This is a genomic window from Rhodococcus sp. PBTS 1, assembly GCF_001620025.1.
Taxonomy (GTDB): Bacteria; Actinomycetota; Actinomycetes; order Mycobacteriales; family Mycobacteriaceae; genus Rhodococcoides; species Rhodococcoides kroppenstedtii.
This window is the reverse complement of the sequence record NZ_CP015219.1, coordinates 96,599-114,237: the sequence shown is the minus strand read 5'-3', so window position 1 is coordinate 114,237 and position 17,639 is coordinate 96,599. Positions and strand designations below refer to the sequence as shown.

Below are 17,639 nucleotides of genomic sequence, written 5' to 3'. Positions count from 1 at the left end.
TCAGGCGGGAGTCGAAGGACCGGCCGTCGACGACGAGGGGGTCAGCCACCCTGGACCGCCGTGAGCACCTCGACGGTCCACCCGCGTCCGAGTTCGTCGTCCCACCGCGACTTCGGCAGCACCGCACCGTCCACCGCGACGGCGATGCCGGTGTCGGGCAGCCCGAGGACCCCGAGCATGGTCCGGACGGACGTGCCGGGGTCGAACTCGTGGTCCTGGCCGTTGACGGTGACACCGAGTGGGATCACGACAGTGCTCCTGTTCTGGGGAGGTTCGATGGTCCGAGGACGGGGGACGGTCCGGACCCGCCGGACCGTCGGGTGAGCGCGCAGCAGGCGGCCACGGGCAGCGGCTCGCCCTGCAGCTCGGCCACCACCGCGTCGGCGGTGACGGGGGCGAGCAGCATGCCGTTCCGGCCGTGTCCGGTGGCGACGATCGTGCGGTCGTCCACCGCGCCCACGAGCGGCAGGTTGTCGAGGCTGCCGGGACGCAATCCCGCTGCAGCCTCGGCGAATTCGTAGTCCGCGATGCCGGGCAGGACCCGCTCGGCGTCGGCCAGCAGATCGCGCACCCCGGCCACGGTGACCGCGGTGTCGTCACCGTGCTCGTACTGCGTGGCCCCGACCACCAGCCCGTCCGTACGCGGAACCAGATACACGGCGCGGCCGTTGACCGTCGCTCGCACGGTGCGCGCGGGCGTCGGCACCGACCCGGCGCGGCGACGCAGGCGCAGGATCTCGCCCTTGACCGGCCGTACCGACACACCCGGCAGCAGAACGGAACTCGCCCACCCCGCGGCGACCACCACGCGATCCTCCGCCACCGCCGCGGGATCGACCACGTCCGTCGTCGTCACGCGCACGCCGAGGGCTCGGCACGAGTCGGCCAACGCCGCCAGCACCGCCCGGTTGTCGACGGACAGCTCCGTCGGACACGACAGCGCCGCGCGGCCCCCGACACCCGGCTCGAGGGCCCGCAGCGCCGACCGCGACAGCATCTCCACAGCGTGGCCGCGCGCCCCGACCCACTCCGCGATCGTCGTCAGATCGGCCACGTCGGCTGAATCGAAGGCCACGGTGAGGGTCCCCCGCGCGGTGACCACGTGCTCACCCAGCTCCGCGGCCAGACCGCGCCAGCGCTCCAGCGACGCGGCCCCGAGCGCCAGCAAGTCGTCCTCGCCCGGCCAGCCCTCGGAGAACGGGGCGAGCATGCCGCCGGCGACCCAGCTGGCGCCGTCGGGACGGCCCGGCTCGCCGCGGTCGAGCAGGTGGACCGGATGACCGGCGAGGGCCGCGGCGCGGGCGACGGTGAGACCCACGACGCCGCCACCGATCACGGCCACCGATTCGCGCGCCGGCGTCGCGACGGGCGGGAACGGCGCCGGGGTCCGAGTCGGAGTCGGAGTCGGAGTCGGAGTCGGAGTCGGGTTCACTGGTGCCATCCCCTCCCTGCGCCGGCATGATCCGGGTCAGGTGATTACGGTCTGGGCGCTTCCGCCCCGGGGCGGACGGCCCACTCTCAGCCCCCTGCGGGACTCCCGTGCGGTCTCGTTCTCTCGGCGACAGACTACCGTCGACCCTGTGACCACCACACGGCCCTCCGCCCGCGAACGGCTCGCCACCGCGCGGTTGTACCTGTGCACCGACGCCCGCCGCGAGACCGGTGATCTGGCGAAGTTCGTCGACGCGGCCCTCACCGGCGGCGTCGACATCGTCCAGTTGCGCGACAAGGGCTCGGCCGGCGAGGCGCAGTACGGCCCGCTCGAGGCCAAGGACGAGCTGGCGGCGTTGGCCGTCATCGGCGCCGCCTGCCGACGGCACGGTGCACTCCTGGCCGTCAACGACCGGGCCGATCTCGCCCTCGCCGCCGGTGCCGACGTGCTCCACCTCGGTCAGAACGACCTCCCGACGCACTACGCGCGGCAGATCCTCGGTCCGGACGTCGTCATCGGGCGATCCACCCAGAACCGGGCGCAGGCGACGCTGGCCGACATCGAGGACGGTGTCGACTACTTCGCGGTCGGTCCGGTGTGGGCGACGCCCACCAAGCCGGGCCGATCGGCCGCCGGTCTCGACGTGGTCCGCGAGGTGGCGGACTCGCACCCCTCGCGGCCGTGGTTCGTCATCGGCGGCGTCGACGCCGAGAACACGCGCGAGACGCTGGCCGCGGGCGCGTCGCGCATCGCCGTCGTCCGGGCGATCACCCGCGCGCGCGATCCGGAAGCCGCCGCCCGCGAGCTGGTCTCACAGCTCGGCGGCTAGAGCCGGACTCACCGCCCGCCGGACGGACTCGTCCGCGGTGATCACCACCGTCGTCCCGACGGCCGACTCGGCCGCCCGCGAGGCGTCGACCGTCTCCTCCACCCGGTCCGTCGTCACCACCGCCACGATCCAGCCGAAGCCGCGCTCACCGAGGTCGACGGTGCGCGGCGGCACCTCGTCGACGTCCGGGCCCAGCACCGCCCGCACCGGGACCGACCGCAGGGCCGGCCAGCTCTCGGCGAAACTCGGGTGCAGCGGCAGGGACTCGACGTCGTCCTCGGCCACCCACCGCAGCTCGGTGCTCTCCCCGTTCGGCACCGTGTCGAGCTGCGCGGCCGCGTCGGCCACCACCGTCGTGTAGGACCAGCCGGAGTCCTCGGTCCACGTGACCCGCTCGCCGCGCACCGTCAGCGACTCCCCGGCGATGCCGGCTTCCTCACCGGCCTCGCGCACCGCGGCGCCCGCGGGCGACTCGTGACTGTCGATCGCGCCGCCCGGCAACGCCCAGGTCCCCCCGTGATGGCTCCACCCGGCTCGGTGTTGCAGCAGGACCGTCGCGTGCCCCGACGGCCCCGGCGCCCGCAGCAGCAACCCCGCCGCGCCGTGGCGACCCCACCGCCGACTGCCGTCACTGGCGAAGACCCAGCCGTCCCCGTCACCACGCATCGCTCACCCTCCGGACGTCGGCACTCCTCCCGGACAGCTTATGGCGCGGACGGCTCGGGGCGCGGCCACGCAGGACACCGGTGGGGAGACGGCGAGGGGCCTATGCTCGAGGCCGGGTCCGTGGCGCGCGGGCCCCGCGAGGGCGAGGAGGCGAGACTCACCGTGCAGTCGAGTGCGCTCACCCTCCGCGCGCCGGTCGACACGCGCTCCGAACGCACCGAGTTCCTCCGCTCGACCCCTGTTCGGTTTCTCCTGGTGGGCCTGCTGGTCGTGGCCACGCTGATCACGACGGCGTTGGTCACCAGCGTGTCCGTGTCCGATCGTGAGCGGACCCTCGATCAGCTGCTCGCCCGCACCGAGCCCTTGTCCGACGCCGCCCAGAACCTCTACGTCCAGCTCTCGGTCGCCGACGCCACCGCGGCCACCGCGTTCCTCGCGGGCGGCCTCGACACCGGCGACGTCCGGGACCGCTACACCGAGGCGCTCGGCGCCGCCGCCGGCGAAGTGGTGCGGGCGTCGACGGGTCTCGCCGCCGAAGACGCGGCGTCGCGGAGTCTGCTGTCCTCGATCTCGACCAACCTGCCGACGTACGCCGGACTGATCGAGACGGCCCGCACCAACAACCGCATCGGCAATCCAGTGGGCGCCGCCTACCTCGCCGAGGCGTCGACTCTGATGCAGTCGACGGTCCTGCCGTGGGCGGAGAGCCTGCATTCCGGGAAGTCCGACGACGTGTCCGCCGTCCAGCGACGGTTCGCCACACCGCCGTGGACGGCCCTGCTCTTCCTCGTCGTCTCGCTCGTGGTGCTGCTCGGGGCGCAGGTGTATCTGGGGCGTCGGACCCGGCGCACGATCAACCTCGGGTTCAGTGCCGCGGCGGCGGCCGTGGTGGTGCTGCTGGGATGGATGCTGGTGGCGGGACTGGTGTCCTCGACCGCGACCGACCGCGCGTTGGAGCGCGGTGCCGAACCCCTCGATCTGCTGACGTCGAGTCGAATTCTGGCGCAGCAGGCCCGGACCGACGAAACCATCGGCATGACCCGCCGCACCGCGAGCGACGACTACGAGAAGTCCTACACCGAGTCCGTGGCCGCCCTGTCGGACACTCTCGCCTCCCTCTCCCACGACGAGACCACGCGCACCGCGCGTATCGACGAGACCCGCACGCTGGTCGCGATCTGGTCCTCGGCGCACGACCGCCTGAACGCGGCACTGGACGTCGGGGACTTCGACGCCGCCGTCGCGATCGCGACGGGGTCGGCGCCGGGCGACGCTGCCGACGCATTCGGTCGGCTCGACGCGGCGTTGGTCGAGGAGATCGATGCGTCTCGAACGGCGCTGCGCGACAACGTCCAGCGCGCGTCGGGCGTGCTGACCGGACTGACCGTCGGCGCGGCCGTGACGTGCGGACTGGCCGCGCTCGCCGTCGTCGCCGGCATGTGGTCGCGCATCCGGGAGTACCTGTGATGCGGCGGGCGCGCACCGCGTCGGCGGCGGTGGCGACGCTGGCGGCACTGCTGACCGGGTGCGCCGACAACACGCCGGTGCCCGCCGCACCGGCGACCGCGACGGTCGCGCAACCGCTTCCCGACGGCGCCACCACGAATCCCACGCCGACCACCACCGCACCGGCACCGGACTGCGGCGACCCGCGGGCGAGCCTGCAGCCGGACTACGCCACACCCGACGGCGCCGGTCGACCGTCGCCGAACGTCGACGCCATCCGTGCCCGCGGCCGCCTGATCGTCGGACTCGACACGGGCAGCAACCTGTTCAGCTTCCGCGACCCGGTCACCGGCGAGATGGCCGGCTTCGACGTCGACATCGCCCGCGAGGTCGCCCGCGATCTTCTCGGTGATCCGAACCGCATCGAGTACCGCATCCTCTCGTCCGCTCAGCGACTCGACGCGCTCGCGGCCAACGAGGTCGACATCGTCGTCAAGACCATGACCATCACGTGCGCACGCCGCGAGCGGGTCGACTTCTCCTCGGAGTACTTCCGGGCCGATCAACGGGTGCTGGCGGTGGCCGGTTCGGGCATCCGCGGTATCGACGACCTCGCCGGGCGACGGGTGTGCGCGGCCGCGGGAACCACGTCCCTGCAGCGGATCCAGCGTCTCCAGCCCACCGCACAGGTGGTCAGCGTCCCCAGCTGGGCCGACTGCCTGGTGGTGCTGCAGCAGGGCGCGGTCGACGCGGTCAGCACCGACGACGCGATCCTGGCCGGCCTCGCCGCGCAGGACCCGTATCTGCAGATCGTCGGGGGGTCCATCGCCGCCGAGCCCTACGGCATCGGCGTCACCAAGGGCCACGACGACGTCGTGCGGTTCGTCAACCGCGTCCTCGAACGCCTGCGGAACGACGGCACGTGGAACGCCCTCTACGCCCGCTGGTTGAGCGTGCTCGGTCCCTCCCCCGGCGCGCCGTTCCCGGTCTACGGTGGTGCGTCGTGACCCGGGTGGAGGGCGAGGGCGAGGCCGCCGAGACGCGCGCTGCCGCACCGGACTTCGAGGGCACCCGCGCCGCCGCGCCCGACTTCGAGGGCACCCGCGCCGCCGCGCCGGACTTCGAGGGCACCCGCGCCGCCGTGCCCGACTTCGAGGGCACCCGGGCCGCCGCGCCGGACACCGACTCGTCCCGCCGCACCACCGCGCCGCGCCCGTCCCGTCGGGTGCGCACCGGGTCGCGTCGTCGGCTCGGCGGCGGACTGGTGGAACTGCCACGCATCCCCGAGGTCGATCCGGCGACGGCCATCATGTCCGACCCGCGGGTTCCGGAGAGCAAGCGGTTCTGCTGGAAGTGCGCGGCGCCGGTGGGACGCAGCGTCGACGGACGGCCGGCGAACCCGACCGGTGACTGCACCCGGTGCGGAACACATTTCGACTTCGCGCCCTTGCTCGATCCCGGAGAGATGGTGGCCGGACAGTACGAGGTGCAGGGGTGCATCGCCCACGGCGGACTGGGGTGGATCTACCTCGCGATCGACCGCAACGTCAGCGACCGCTGGGTGGTGTTGAAGGGACTGCTGCACTTCGGCAACGCCGAGGCCCACGCCGTCGCCATGGCGGAGCGCCAGTTCCTGGCGGAGGTCACGCACCCCGGCATCGTCAAGATCTACAACTTCGTCGAGCACCCGCGAAAGGCGCCCGCGGGCAGCACATCCGGTGATCCGGCGGACACCACCGGATACATCGTCATGGAGTACGTCGGCGGTCGAACGCTGCGGCAGATCATGACCGACGACCCGTCGCGCACCAAGCTGCCCGTCGAGCAGGCCATCGCGTACCTGCTCGAGGTGATGCCCGCGATGGCGTACCTGCACTCGATCGGGCTGGCGTACAACGATCTCAAGCCCGAGAACATCATGGTCTCGCAGGATCAGATCAAGCTGATCGACCTCGGGGCGGTCAGTCCCCTCGAGGGCTACGGGTACCTCTACGGGACGGCGGGGTACCAGGCGCCGGAGATCGTCCGGACCGGCCCGACGGTGGCCTCGGAGATCTACACGGTCGGCCGCACCCTCGCCGTCCTCACCCTCGACATCGCCTCGGAGAAGGGCCGTTACGTCGACGGGTTGCCCGACGACGCGCCCGTACTGCAGGAGTACGAGTTCTACGACCGGTTGCTGCGCCGGGCCGTGCATCTCGATCCGAGCGCGCGGTTCCGCTCCGCCGACGAGCTCGCGAGCCAGCTCAGTGGCATCCTGCGCGAGATCCTGTCGCAGCAGACCGGCAAGACCCATCCCGGACTGTCCACCGTCTTCTCCCCGCAACGCACCACGTTCGGCACCGACGAGCAGGTCGCCGTCACCGACGTCTACATCGACGGGCGGCACCGCGTGGCCCGGCTGGATCCGCGTGATGTCGTTGCGGCGCTCCCGGTTCCGCTGATCGACACGTCGGACCCCAGTGCCCAGCTCATCGCCGCCGCGGTGCACAGCGAACCGCACCAGACCCTCGATTCGCTGCGCCTCGCTCGGGAGAACGGGGTGGACCGCGTCGTCGGCGACGAGGCGCTCGGCTCCGTCGAGGCCGTGCTCACCGAAGCGCGCGCCTATCTCGACCTGGGCGAGGGCGACGCCGCGGCCGAAGTGCTCGCGCGGCTCGACGCGGTGACGGGCAACTGGCGCGTCGACTGGCACCGGGGCACGGCGGCCCTGCTCGGCCGGAGCTTCGTCGACGCTGCACGGCGATTCGACGCCGTCCTGTCGGCGGTGCCCGGGGAGATCGCACCGAAACTCGCGATGGCCGCCACCGCGGAGCTGCTCGCCCAGCAGACGGGCGACGAGGACCACGACACTTGGTGCGCCACTGCCGAAACCATGTACACCTCCGTCTGGCGTACCGACCGCACCATCGTCAGCGCAGCGTTCGGGGTGGCCCGTCGGATGACCGAGCGCGGCGCCGTCCTCGACGCGATCTTCACCCTCGATCAGGTGCCGCCGACGTCGCGGCACTACTCGATGGCGCGCATGACCAGTGTGCTCACCCTGCTCTCGGGTCCCGTCGAGGACATGACCGAAGGGGCTCTCGCCGAAGCCGCCCGCCGCATCGAGGCACTCCCCGCCCGCGAGCCCCGCGCGCTGCAGCTCCGTACCGTCGTCCTCGGGACCGCCCTCGACTGGATGGAGTCCGGGCGGGAGCCGGAGACCTCCCGGCGGATCCTCGGCGTGCCCTTCACCCGTGACGGTCTCCGAACGGGCGCCGAGTCGGCTCTGCGCGCCCTGGCCCGGACCGCCCGGAGCCGCTCCCACCGCTTCGCCCTGGTCGACCTCGCCAACGCCGTGCGGCCCCAGTCGCTGCTCTGACCCCGCTCCCGCTGCGCAGCGCACGGTGACCCGCGCAGGTTCCCGCCAGTTGCGCAGGTTCCCGCCAACTGCACTGGTTGCAACCGGTGAAGGTGACCGAAACCTGCGCAGCGCCCCGCAACCCGCGCCCCGCCCCCACCCCTGGGGGCGGTCCCGTGGACGCCACGCCCCCATCTTCCGTACGGTGGAGGGAACGTCGAGACCCCGGCGTCGATCGTTGTCGTTCGTACGTGAGGGGAGTTCGTTGACGCGAACCCACGTTCCCGACTTGCTCGGGGTGGAGGTCCAGATGCAGTTCGCGCCGGTACGCCGTCTCGAGGACGGAGCGTTGGCCGGGGCGGAGCTCCAGGTCCGAGGTCCCAGCGGTACCGCTCTCGGTACTGCCTCCGCACTGCGCCACGCCGCGCAACTGATGGGCCAGCGCGCCGATCTGGACGAGTACAAGCACCGCCACGCCCGCACGCCGCTCGCGCGGACCGTCGCCGACCACCTGCCGCTGCTGGTGACCATCGACTCCGAGTCGCCGCTGGCTGCGGAGCCGGCCACCGAGGGCCTCGAGCGCACCATCGTCACCGTCGACGCCACCGACGTGCTGCGCAATCCGCATCGCGCGCTGGCCCGGGTGGTGTCGGCGCGGGCGTCGGGCCGCCTGGTCGCTCTCGACGGCGTTGGAGTCGACGTCCAGGCCGCGACGCTGCTCTCGCTGATCGAGCCGGACATCGTGGTCACCGCGGCCGAGCTCCACTCGGGCTCCGCGAGGACGGACATCGGCGCCACCGCCCACGCGCTCAGCGCCTACGTCGAGCGCAGTCACGCCGTGATCGTCGCGGAGGGAATCGACGACGACGCCGCGCGGCTCGCCGCCCAGACCGTCGGCGCGACGTACGGCATCGGAGCCCTCTACCCACCGGTCGACGACCCGGCGGGTCTGCTCACCGAGGACGTCGTCCCCATGCCCCACGCACCGGTATGGACCACGCCCATTCCGGCCGAGACGACGCCGTACGCGATCGCCTCCGAGCACGCGACGCCGCGGCGCGGCACCAAGCGCGTTCTGGTGCAGATGAGCAAGTCGCTCGAGAAGCAGGCGGTGGCGGCCGGGTCCGCCATGCTGGCGCTGGGGACGTTCCAACACGCCACGCACTTCACTGAGCGGACGGCGCAGCGCTGGCGTCACCTGGCGGACACCATCGGGTTCGCCGGCGTCTACGGCGTCGGTCTGACGCAGATGCTCGACGGCAACACCCAGCACGCGCCGCTGGATCCGGCCGACGACATGGTGAACGAGTGGACCGTCGTCGTGCTCGGGCCGCATCACGCGGCATTGCTCTCGGCGCGGGACCGGCACGACAACGGCCCCGACCTCGAGCGCACCTTCGACTTCGTGCAGACCTACGACCGCGCGACGGTCACCCAGGCGGCGCACGCAATCATGCACCGTTTCACACCGTAGGGCCTACGAGGTCAGCGCCAGGGCAGCGCGGGCGATGGCCAGCTCCTCGTTCGTGGGCACGACCAGCACGGTGACCGCGCTGGAGTCGGCGGAGATCACCCGTGCGTCCTTGCTGCGCACGGCGTTCCGCTCCTCGTCGACCACGATGCCGTAGTTCTCCAGGTCGGCCAGGGCCGCGGCGCGGACCTCGGGTGAGTTCTCGCCGACGCCGGCGGTGAAGGTGACGACGTCGACGCGTCCGAGGCCGATCATGTACGCCCCGAGGTACTTTCGTAGCCGGTGGATGTAGACGTCGAAGGCGAGCCGGGCGTCGTCGTCACCCTCGTCGACCAGTCGGCGGAGCTCACGGAAGTCGGTGACGCCCGACAGGCCCTTGATGCCGGAGCGCCGGTTCAGCAGCGTGTCGATGCCGTCGACATCGAGGTCGGCGCTGCGGCGCAGGTGCATGACGATGCCCGGATCGATGTCCCCGCTGCGGGTGCCCATGACCAGCCCTTCGAGCGGGGTCAGGCCCATCGAGGTGTCCACGGCTGCGCCGCCGCGCACCGCCGACGCGGACGCCCCGTTGCCGAGGTGGAGCACGATCTGGTTGAGCGACTGCGGATCCCGCTCCAGGAACTCCGCCACCCGGCCGCTCACGTACTCGTGGGAGGTGCCGTGCATGCCGTAGCGCTTGATGTCGTGATCGCGGGCGACGTCGCGGTCGATCGCGTAGGTCGACGCCGCCGCGGGCAGGGCGTGGAAGAAGGCGGTGTCGAAGACGGCGACCTGCGGTACGTCGGGCAGTTCCCGACGGGCCACCTCGATGCCCTTCACGTTCGCCGGATTGTGCAGGGGCGCGAGCGCACTGAGTCGATCGACGGTGGCCATGACGTCGTCGTCGATCAGCGTCGGCTCGCTGAACACGGTGCCGCCGTGGACCACCCGGTGGCCGACGGCCGTCACGCCGGCGTCGGCGAGCGACAGCCCGGCCTCCGCCATGGTCGCGAAGGCGGTCTTCAGAGCCTCGTCGTGATCGGCGATCTCGAGTGTCCGCTCGGTGGTCTCGCCCCGGTAGGTGACCGCCACCGTCGCGTCGGACTCGCCGATGCGCTCGACGATGCCGTGCAGCACACCGTCGGCCCGGTCGACGTCGACCACCTGGAACTTCACCGAGCTGGACCCGGAGTTGATCACCAGAACGGTCACTGGTCGGCCCCCTGCGCCTGAATGGCCGTGATGGCCACGGTGTTCACGATGTCCTGGACCAACGCACCGCGGGAGAGATCGTTGACCGGCTTCTTCAGTCCCTGCAGCACCGGTCCCACCGCGACCGCGCCCGCACTGCGTTGCACGGCCTTGTACGTGTTGTTGCCGGTGTTGAGGTCGGGGAAGACGAAGACGGTGGCCTGCCCGGCGACGTCCGAGTCCGGCAGCTTGGATTTCGCGACCGACGGGTCGATGGCGGCGTCGTACTGAATCGGCCCCTCCACCAACAGATCCGGCGCCCGGTCGCGGACCAGCTCCGTGGCCTCCCGCACCTTCTCGACGTCCGCACCGGAACCGGAATCACCCGTCGAGTAACTCAGCATGGCCACCCGCGGCTCGATGCCGAACATCGACGCGGTCTGGGCGGACGAGACGGCGATGTCGGCGAGCTGCTCGGCGGTGGGATCGGGGACGACGGCGCAATCACCGTACGCGAGAACGCGATCGGCGAGGCACATGAGGAAGATCGACGACACCGTCGACACCCCCTCGCGCGTCTTGACGATCTCGAAGGACGGCCTGATGGTGTGCGCCGTGGTGTGCGCGGCCCCGGACACCATGCCGTCCGCGATTCCCTTGTGCACCATCATCGTTCCGAAGTACGAGATGTCCGCCATCACCTCGCGCGCCTTCTCCGGGGTCATGCCTTTGTGCTTGCGGAGTTCGGCGTACTCGGCCACGAAGTCGTCGAAGTACTCCGAGGACGTCGGGTCGAGCACGGTGGCCGCGGAGAGGTCGACACCCAGCTCGCCCGCCCGCCGGGTCACTGCCGTCTCGTCACCGAGGATGGTCAGGTCGGCGACCTGCCGCTGCAGCAGACGTCCCGCCGCGCGCAGGATGCGGTCGTCGCCGCCTTCCGGGAGAACGATGTGCCGGCGGTCGGCGCGGGCACGGTCGATCAGCCGGTACTCGAACATCTGCGGTGTCACCACCGACGGCATCGCGACGTCGAGCCGACCCAGGATGTCCTCGGCCTTGATGTGCTGCTCCACCACCGCCAGCGCGGTGTCGACCTTGCGCTGCGATCCGACGGCCACACGGCCGCGGGTGTTCGCGGCCACGCTGGCGGTGTCGAAGGTGCCGAGCTCGGTGGTGAGGATCGGGAGCCGAGGCTGCAGCCCCGCAATGAGCTTCGCGATCATCGGATGCGGTTCCAACCCACCGTTCATGACGATGCCCGCGAGCGAGGGGAACCCGTCGGCCTCGTGCGCGTTCACCAGGGCGAGCAGGACCTCCGAGCGGTCGGCGGGAGCGATCACGACGACGGCCTCGGTGAGCCGCTCGAGGATGTGCTCGGCCGTCATGCCGCCCACCATCACCCGCAGCGCTTCCCGTTGCAGCAGTTCGGGATCGCCGCTGTAGAGCTCCCCGTCGACTGCGGTGAGCAGCTCGTCCATGGTGGGCGCGACGAGCAACGGCACCTCGGGCAGAGCCCAGGCCGGGACGTCGTCGGTGGCGAGGCGGCCGATGACCTCGTCCAGGGCGTCCGGATCGCAGCGGTTGGCGACGATTCCCGCCAAATGGGCTCGGTGCGTGGACAGTTCGGACCGGCACAGGTCCGCGAGCTGGGCGATCTCGTCCGGCGTCCGCTCCGAGCCGCGCAGCGCCAGCAGGACCGGCAGGCCGAGGTTGACGGCGATGCGGGCGTTGAAACCCAACTCGCTGGGACTGGCGACGTCGGTGTAGTCGCTGCCGATCACGACGACGGCATCGCACTGGGCCGCCACCTCGTGGTAGCGGCGAACGATCTCGGCCAACGCGGCGTCGGGGTCGGCGTGGACCTCGTCGTACGTCACCCCCAGCGACTGGTCGTAGGTCGTGTCGGCCGTGGTGTGGTCGATCATCAACTCGAGGATGTAGTCGGTCTCCGACGACGACCGCGCGATGGGGCGGAACACCCCCACCCGCGCCGTCGACGCCCCGAGCATCGTCAGCAGACCGAGCGCGATGGTGGACTTGCCGGTGTCGCCCTCCGGCGACGCGATGTAGACGCCACGAACTGCGCCGCTGGACTCGGTGTCGGCCATGCCGACCACCCTAGTTCAGCCGAGTCGGCGCAGTCGGGGCTCGAGATCGGTCCGGAACAACTCCAGGAATCGGCGCTGATCGTGCCCCGGGGCGTGGAAGACCAGGTGGTTCAGACCGGCGTCGACGTACTGCTTCACCTTTTCGACGGCCTCGTCCGGGTCGGACGCGACGATCCACCGCTTGGCCACCTGCTCGATCGGCAACTCGTCGGCCGCCTTCTCCATCTCGATCGGATCGTCGATGGAATGCTTCTGCTCCGGCGTCAGCGACAGCGGCGCCCAGAATCGCGTGTTCTCGAGCGCCGCGTCGGGATCGGTGTCGTAGGAGATCTTGATCTCGATCATGTGGTCGATCTCGTCGACGGACCGCTCCTTCTTCTCCGCACCCTCGGCCACCGCGGGCAGCAGCTTGTCGGTGTAGAGCTCCATGCCCTTGCCCGAGGTGCAGATGAACCCGTCGCCCGCCCGGCCGGCGTAACGAGCCACCACCGGACCGCCGGCTGCCACGTACACGGGGACGCCGCCGTCGGGCACGTCGTAGATCGACGCGCCGGAGGTGCGGTAGTACTCGCCGTCGAAGTCCACGCGGTCGCCGAGCCAGAGCTCGCGCATGAGCGAGACCGCTTCCCGCAGCCGCGCGAACCGCTCCTTGAACTCGGGCCACTCGCCGGAGAAGCCGGTGGCGATCTCGTTGAGGGCTTCGCCGGTGCCGACGCCGAGGAAGATGCGGTTCGGGTACAGACACGCCATCGTGGCGAACGCCTGCGCGATCACGGCGGGGTTGTAGCGGAAGGTCGGGGTCATCACCGAGGTGCCGAGCTGCAGGCGTTCGGTGCGCTCGCCCACCGCCGTCATCCAGGCGAGGGAGAACGGCGCGTGCCCGCCCTCGTGGCGCCACGGCTGGAAGTGGTCGCTGACCGTGGCGGAGTCCATGCCGGCGGCCTCCGCCGCGACTCCGAGCTCCACCAGCTCACGCGGGCCGAACTGCTCGGCGGACGCCTTGTATCCCAACTTCAGTTCCCGTGCCACGCCGCGCTCCTCGCTCGTCGACCACCACTGCCGCCCTCGAATGTAGGCGCTGGGGCGTCCGACCCGGCAGGAGGGACCGTGCCTGGCTGCACACAACTCCGTAGACGCGACGGGTTCCCGCCTATCGGGCGCCCTAGTGTGCACTCCCGCAGCATGGGCGCGCGCCTAGGGTCGAGCCATGGCTACCCCGCCCGGCCCCGCCCGCACCGACGAGCTGGCCGAACAGATCGTCGGCACCTACTTCGCGCTGCGCGCGGCCATGACGATCCTCGCCGTGGGCCTGCCGGTGGTGCTGATCGGCTGGTCGCTGCTCGGTTCCGCACTCCCGGTCCTCGGTTCGATCAGCGAGTACTACTGGAGCCCGGCGCGGGACGTCTTCGTCGGCGCGCTCGTCGGCACCGGCATCACCCTGATCTGCTATCGCGGCTACAGCCCACTCGAGAACCGGCTGCTCAACGTCGCCGGGACGCTCCTCGTGGTCGTCGCGCTGGTACCGACGGACCCGCCCGGAGACGAAGCGTTCGGACTCCGGATGGCAGTGCACGCCGCCGCGGCGGTGGGCTTCTTCGTCACCTTCGCCGCGTCCGTGTGGTGGTGCGCCGACGACACCCTGGGCTCCTCCGACGATCCCGCCCGCCGCATCCGCCGCTACCGCACCGCCTACCGCGTGGTGGCGTTCGTCGTGGTGATCGCTCCGCTGACCGCGCTGGCCATCGTCCTGCTCTCCGGGCAGGGTGCGCTGGCGGTGCTGGTGGTCGAGGCCGTCGCCGTGGTCACCTTCGGCGGGTACTGGGCGCTGAAGTCCTACGAACTTCGCGGTACCCGCCTCGTCGAGACGTGATGCCGTGGTGGCGCAACGCGCCTCCTCGCTCACGGGTTCAGGGGCGTAGTGCAGGCAGACCCCATTCTCGGGCCAGCAGGCGGTAGGACCGACACCGGTCCTCCTGATCGTGGGTGAGGGTGGTGACCAGCAGTTCGTCCGCGCCGGTCCGCTCGGCCAACTCACGCAGCCGGGCGGCGGCCGTGGCGGGTGACCCGACGATCTGGGTGGCGACGCGCGTCTCCACGACCGCGGCCTCGTCGTCGGTGAGGGGATCGGGCTCGGCGAGATAGGGCTGCGCACCGTCGCCGGCGAGGATGCCGTGCACCCACCGGCCGTATCCGGCGGCGAGACGACGGGCCGCCTCGTCGTCCTCCGCGACAACGACGTCCGCCGAGACGACGACGTACGGCCCGTCGGGCCGCTCCGACGGCCGGAACGCCGCGCGGTAGGCCGCCACTGCGTCGTCCGTCGTGGTGGGGCTGACGTGATAGTTCGCCGCGAACGGCAGGCCCCGTTCACCGGCGACGCGGGCGCTCTCGCCGCCGCTGCTGCCGAGGACCCACAGGTCCACGTCGGCGCCCGCGCCGGGCGTCGCGGTCAGGACGTGGCCGTCGCGCTCGTACGTGCCGGTCAGCAGCGCCCGCACGTCGTCGACGAAGGACGCGAACGGCGGGGGGTCCGCGCCGGGGAACGACGTCGCGGCCAGGTTCGCGGCCCGTCGGCTCCCCGGGTCCACGACGCGGTGCGCGGATCTCCCGAGCCCCACGTCGACGCGTCCCGGGTAGAGAGCGTCGACGGTCCCCGCCGCCTCGACGACCGAGATCGGCGTGCGGTGCCCGACGAGGATCGCGGCGGAGCCGACCCGAATCGTGTTGGTCCCGGCGGCGATCAGCCCGACCAGGACGTCGGGCGACGAGCCCGCCACGGCCGCGAAGTGGTGCTCGGCCACCCAGTACCGTGCGTACCCCCACTCCTCCACGCGGCGCGCGAGATCCAGGGACCGACGCAGCGCGGCACCCGGCGTCGATCCCGCCGCCACCGGTGAGAGGTCGAGGACCGAGAGGGGAAGCGGCGGTGCGGAAGTCACTGCCGTGGCCGCAGATTCAGATGCTCGCGCAACGTCGTTCCCTCGTAGGCCGTGCGGTACGCGCCACGATCCTGCAGCTCCGGCACCAGCTTGTCGACGATGTCGTCCAGCCCCGTCGGCACCAGGTACGGCGTGATGTTGAAGCCGTGACTCGCACCCGATCGCACCCACCGCGTGAGCTCGTCCGCCACCGACGACGGCGTTCCGGCGAAACCCGTTCGGGCCGAGGTCTCGATAACCACCTGGCGGAGAGAGAGGTTCTTCGCCTCGGCCAGGGAGCGCCATTCCCGCGCGACGGCGACGGGGTCGTTGCCGTGCCGCGGCGTCCCCCGCGTCCCCGTGATCGGTTGCGGCTCCGGATCGTCCGCCGGCAGCGGGCCGTCGGGATCGAGGTGGGACAGGTCGCGTCCCCAGACGTGACCGGCGAGCGAGAGCGCGGTGGGTCCGGTGAACTGACCGTCCTTGACCCAGCGCACCTTCTCCTCGACCTCGCGAGCGGAGTCGGCGAGGACGATCTGCGTTCCCGGCAGGATCCGGACGTCGTCCTCGGGTCGACCGTGCGCGACGAGCCGAGCGCGGATGTCGTCGGCGAACGCGGCGGCATCCTCGATGTGGGTGCCGTGGCGGGAGAAGATGACATCGGCACCGGCCGCGGCGAAGTCGCGACCCTCCGCGGAGTCGCCCGCCTGGAAAATCACCGGATGCCCCTGCGGGCTGCGTGGGATCGACGGGGTGGCGGCGATGTCGAACTGCGACGTCCGCACCTGCACCGGCGACCCGGTCCCGTCCCACAGGGCGCGGGCCGCGTCGAGGAACTGGCGGGCCCGCACGTACCGGTCCGCGTGATCGAGATACCCGCCGCGCCGGAAATTCTCGCCGGTCCACGCGTTGTCCGTGGTCACCACGTTCCATCCGGCGCGCCCGCCGGAGAGGACGTCGAGCGACGCGAGCCGTCGCGCGAGGTCGACCGGCTCGTTGTAGGTGGTGTTCTGGGTGGCGACCAGGCCGATGCGGTCGGTGAGTCCGGCGAGCGCCGCGAGTTCGGTGATGGCGTCCGGCCGCCCCGCGATGTCCAGGTCGAGAATCTTCCCGTCCTGCTCCCGCAGCCGCAGGCCCTCGCCCAGGAAGAACGCGTCGAACAGTCCGCGCTCCGCGGTGGTCGCGACGCGCCGGAACGTCTCGGCGTCGATCTGCGACCCGCTGTCCGGCGCGGACCAGATGGTCGTGTGGTTCACACCCTGCAGGAAGACGCCGAAATGCACTGTGGCATCGGGAAATCGTTCGCTCACGAGGCTGCCTCGAATCGATTGACGGGCCGAGCCAGGCCCAGATGGTCGCGGAGCGTCGCGCCGACGCGGGGGCGGTGCACGACGCCGGCGGCGATCACCGCGGGAAGCAGGAACCGGGTCGCGACGGCCAGCACGGCGGTCGGGTCGTCCGTCCGCAGACGGACCGAGAGGCGGTCGCGAACGATCCGGTCGGCGAGCGCCTCGGCACCCGCTCGATCGGTGGGCGCCTCGACATCGAGAACCGTCGGCGTCGCGGTGCCGGTGTCACCCTGACTCTCCACCAGCACGACGTCGAGCAGATCGTCGTCGAGCTCCCCGGCGCGCCCGAACACCACCACCTGCCCCTGGGGCGGACGCGGCACGATGGCCGGCCCCTTCACCGAATAGGTCTCGCCGCGAAAGTCCACGTAGTGCAACCGGTCTCGGTCGAGATAGCGTCCGGACGCGGCGTGTCGGATCACGGCGTCGCCCTCCCACGAATCCCACAGATCACGCGCGACGGTGACGGCGTCGCGCTGCTCGCGTCGGAGATCCGCGTCGTCGGTGAGATGCGGTCGGCCCCAGGCCGACGCGACGGCGGCGGCGTCGTTGCGCACGGCGATCCATCCCGCCCGGCCACGCGAGGCGTGGTCGAGCGACGCGAGTTGGGACGAGACGTGAAACGGCTCGGCGTAGGTGGTGTCCGCCGGGGCGACGAGCCCGATGGTGCTGGTGACGCCGACGACGAACGCCGCGCGCGAGACGGGGTCGAGTCCGCGGGTGGGGTCCCCGTCGCCGAACGAGACGTACGTGAACCCGGCGTTCTCGGCGGCCCTCGCCACCGACCTGATCTCGGCGGGATCGACCGACCCCGATCCGACGTCGATGCCGATCGACACCGTGGAACTCATCGCGCTCTCCCGTTCTCGACTGCCCCCGAGCGGACGACGCTAGACGGGACGGGCGCGCA

15 protein-coding genes are annotated in these 17,639 nt (G+C 71.5%); 6 read left to right on the top strand and 9 right to left on the bottom strand.

What is annotated here, in order from left to right:
• Positions 1 to 41 precede the first annotated feature (41 nt).
• Positions 42 to 248 carry a sulfur carrier protein ThiS gene (gene thiS, locus A3Q40_RS00490; RefSeq protein ID WP_068099338.1) on the bottom strand — a complete coding sequence of 69 codons (207 nt, stop codon included), beginning with the start codon at positions 246 to 248 and terminating at the stop codon, positions 42 to 44.
• Positions 245 to 1,441 (bottom strand): glycine oxidase ThiO, encoded by a 1,197-nt coding sequence (gene thiO / locus A3Q40_RS00485; protein WP_082833684.1) that lies wholly within the window; start codon positions 1,439 to 1,441, stop codon positions 245 to 247. The genes thiS and thiO overlap by 4 nt, the downstream gene beginning before the upstream one ends.
• A 139-nt stretch (positions 1,442 to 1,580) precedes the next feature.
• Here thiO and thiE point away from each other — a divergent pair, with 139 nt between their 5' ends.
• Entirely contained in the window at positions 1,581 to 2,261 is a 681-nt protein-coding gene (gene thiE, locus A3Q40_RS00480; RefSeq protein WP_068099337.1) for a thiamine phosphate synthase, read from the top strand.
• Here the strand turns inward: thiE and A3Q40_RS00475 are convergent.
• Positions 2,244 to 2,927, bottom strand: coding sequence for an NUDIX hydrolase (locus tag A3Q40_RS00475; RefSeq protein ID WP_068099336.1), 684 nt, complete (start codon positions 2,925 to 2,927; stop codon positions 2,244 to 2,246). The two genes, thiE and A3Q40_RS00475, sit on opposite strands and share 18 nt — an antisense overlap.
• Before the next feature lie 102 nt (positions 2,928 to 3,029).
• On the opposite strand from A3Q40_RS00475, the gene A3Q40_RS00470 reads away from it, so the two are divergent.
• From A3Q40_RS00470 to A3Q40_RS00455, 4 genes are all read left to right on the top strand, one after another.
• Entirely contained in the window at positions 3,030 to 4,394 is a 1,365-nt protein-coding gene (locus A3Q40_RS00470; RefSeq protein WP_235606382.1) for a hypothetical protein, read from the top strand.
• Entirely contained in the window at positions 4,394 to 5,380 is a 987-nt protein-coding gene (locus tag A3Q40_RS00465; RefSeq protein ID WP_068104782.1) for a glutamate ABC transporter substrate-binding protein, read from the top strand. The genes A3Q40_RS00470 and A3Q40_RS00465 overlap by 1 nt, the downstream gene beginning before the upstream one ends.
• A complete protein-coding gene (locus A3Q40_RS00460; protein ID WP_068099335.1) occupies positions 5,377 to 7,734 on the top strand; it encodes a serine/threonine-protein kinase in 2,358 nt (785 codons plus the stop codon). The genes A3Q40_RS00465 and A3Q40_RS00460 overlap by 4 nt, the downstream gene beginning before the upstream one ends.
• Before the next feature lie 244 nt (positions 7,735 to 7,978).
• Positions 7,979 to 9,187 (top strand): DICT sensory domain-containing protein, encoded by a 1,209-nt coding sequence (locus A3Q40_RS00455; protein WP_308124913.1) that lies wholly within the window; start codon positions 7,979 to 7,981, stop codon positions 9,185 to 9,187.
• A gap of 3 nt (positions 9,188 to 9,190) precedes the next feature.
• Here the strand turns inward: A3Q40_RS00455 and A3Q40_RS00450 are convergent, their stop codons facing one another.
• From A3Q40_RS00450 to fgd, 3 genes are read right to left on the bottom strand one after another with little or no spacing between them, the layout of a single operon-like run.
• Positions 9,191 to 10,375 (bottom strand): acetate kinase, encoded by a 1,185-nt coding sequence (locus A3Q40_RS00450; RefSeq protein ID WP_068099334.1) that lies wholly within the window; start codon positions 10,373 to 10,375, stop codon positions 9,191 to 9,193.
• Positions 10,372 to 12,462: a phosphate acetyltransferase gene (gene pta / locus A3Q40_RS00445; protein ID WP_068104776.1), complete on the bottom strand. Its 2,091-nt coding sequence runs from the start codon at positions 12,460 to 12,462 to the stop codon at positions 10,372 to 10,374. The genes A3Q40_RS00450 and pta overlap by 4 nt, the downstream gene beginning before the upstream one ends.
• Positions 12,463 to 12,477: 15 nt before the next feature.
• Positions 12,478 to 13,491, bottom strand: a complete 1,014-nt coding sequence (fgd, locus tag A3Q40_RS00440) for a glucose-6-phosphate dehydrogenase (coenzyme-F420) (protein WP_068099333.1) — start codon at positions 13,489 to 13,491, stop codon at positions 12,478 to 12,480.
• Between the two features lie 178 nt (positions 13,492 to 13,669).
• On the opposite strand from fgd, the gene A3Q40_RS00435 reads away from it, so the two are divergent.
• Complete coding sequence (locus A3Q40_RS00435) at positions 13,670 to 14,332, top strand: hypothetical protein (protein WP_068099332.1); 663 nt, start codon at positions 13,670 to 13,672, stop codon at positions 14,330 to 14,332.
• A gap of 37 nt (positions 14,333 to 14,369) precedes the next feature.
• On the opposite strand, the gene A3Q40_RS00430 is transcribed toward A3Q40_RS00435, so the two are convergent.
• The 3 genes from A3Q40_RS00430 to A3Q40_RS00420 are packed head-to-tail and all read right to left on the bottom strand — an operon-like array spanning position 14,370 to position 17,580.
• Positions 14,370 to 15,401: an MsnO8 family LLM class oxidoreductase gene (locus A3Q40_RS00430; RefSeq protein WP_068099331.1), complete on the bottom strand. Its 1,032-nt coding sequence runs from the start codon at positions 15,399 to 15,401 to the stop codon at positions 14,370 to 14,372.
• Positions 15,398 to 16,690, bottom strand: coding sequence for an LLM class flavin-dependent oxidoreductase (locus A3Q40_RS20685; protein WP_068099330.1), 1,293 nt, complete (start codon positions 16,688 to 16,690; stop codon positions 15,398 to 15,400). Before A3Q40_RS20685 ends, A3Q40_RS00430 begins: the two co-directional genes overlap by 4 nt.
• Positions 16,687 to 17,580, bottom strand: coding sequence for an LLM class flavin-dependent oxidoreductase (locus A3Q40_RS00420; protein ID WP_068099329.1), 894 nt, complete (start codon positions 17,578 to 17,580; stop codon positions 16,687 to 16,689). The genes A3Q40_RS20685 and A3Q40_RS00420 overlap by 4 nt, the downstream gene beginning before the upstream one ends.
• Positions 17,581 to 17,639: the final 59 nt, after the last annotated feature.

What these genes read in the sequence shown, in the direction of transcription:
- thiO (WP_082833684.1), bottom strand. Translation starts at nt 1,441, where the DNA reads ATGGCACCAGTGAACCCGACTCCGACTCCGACTCCGACTCCGACTCCG.
- A3Q40_RS00475 (WP_068099336.1), bottom strand. Translation starts at nt 2,927, where the DNA reads ATGCGTGGTGACGGGGACGGCTGGGTCTTCGCCAGTGACGGCAGTCGG.
- A3Q40_RS00470 (WP_235606382.1), top strand. Translation starts at nt 3,030, where the DNA reads ATGCTCGAGGCCGGGTCCGTGGCGCGCGGGCCCCGCGAGGGCGAGGAG.
- A3Q40_RS00465 (WP_068104782.1), top strand. Translation starts at nt 4,394, where the DNA reads ATGCGGCGGGCGCGCACCGCGTCGGCGGCGGTGGCGACGCTGGCGGCA.
- pta (WP_068104776.1), bottom strand. Translation starts at nt 12,462, where the DNA reads ATGGCCGACACCGAGTCCAGCGGCGCAGTTCGTGGCGTCTACATCGCG.
- A3Q40_RS00435 (WP_068099332.1), top strand. Translation starts at nt 13,670, where the DNA reads ATGGCTACCCCGCCCGGCCCCGCCCGCACCGACGAGCTGGCCGAACAG.
- A3Q40_RS00420 (WP_068099329.1), bottom strand. Translation starts at nt 17,580, where the DNA reads ATGAGTTCCACGGTGTCGATCGGCATCGACGTCGGATCGGGGTCGGTC.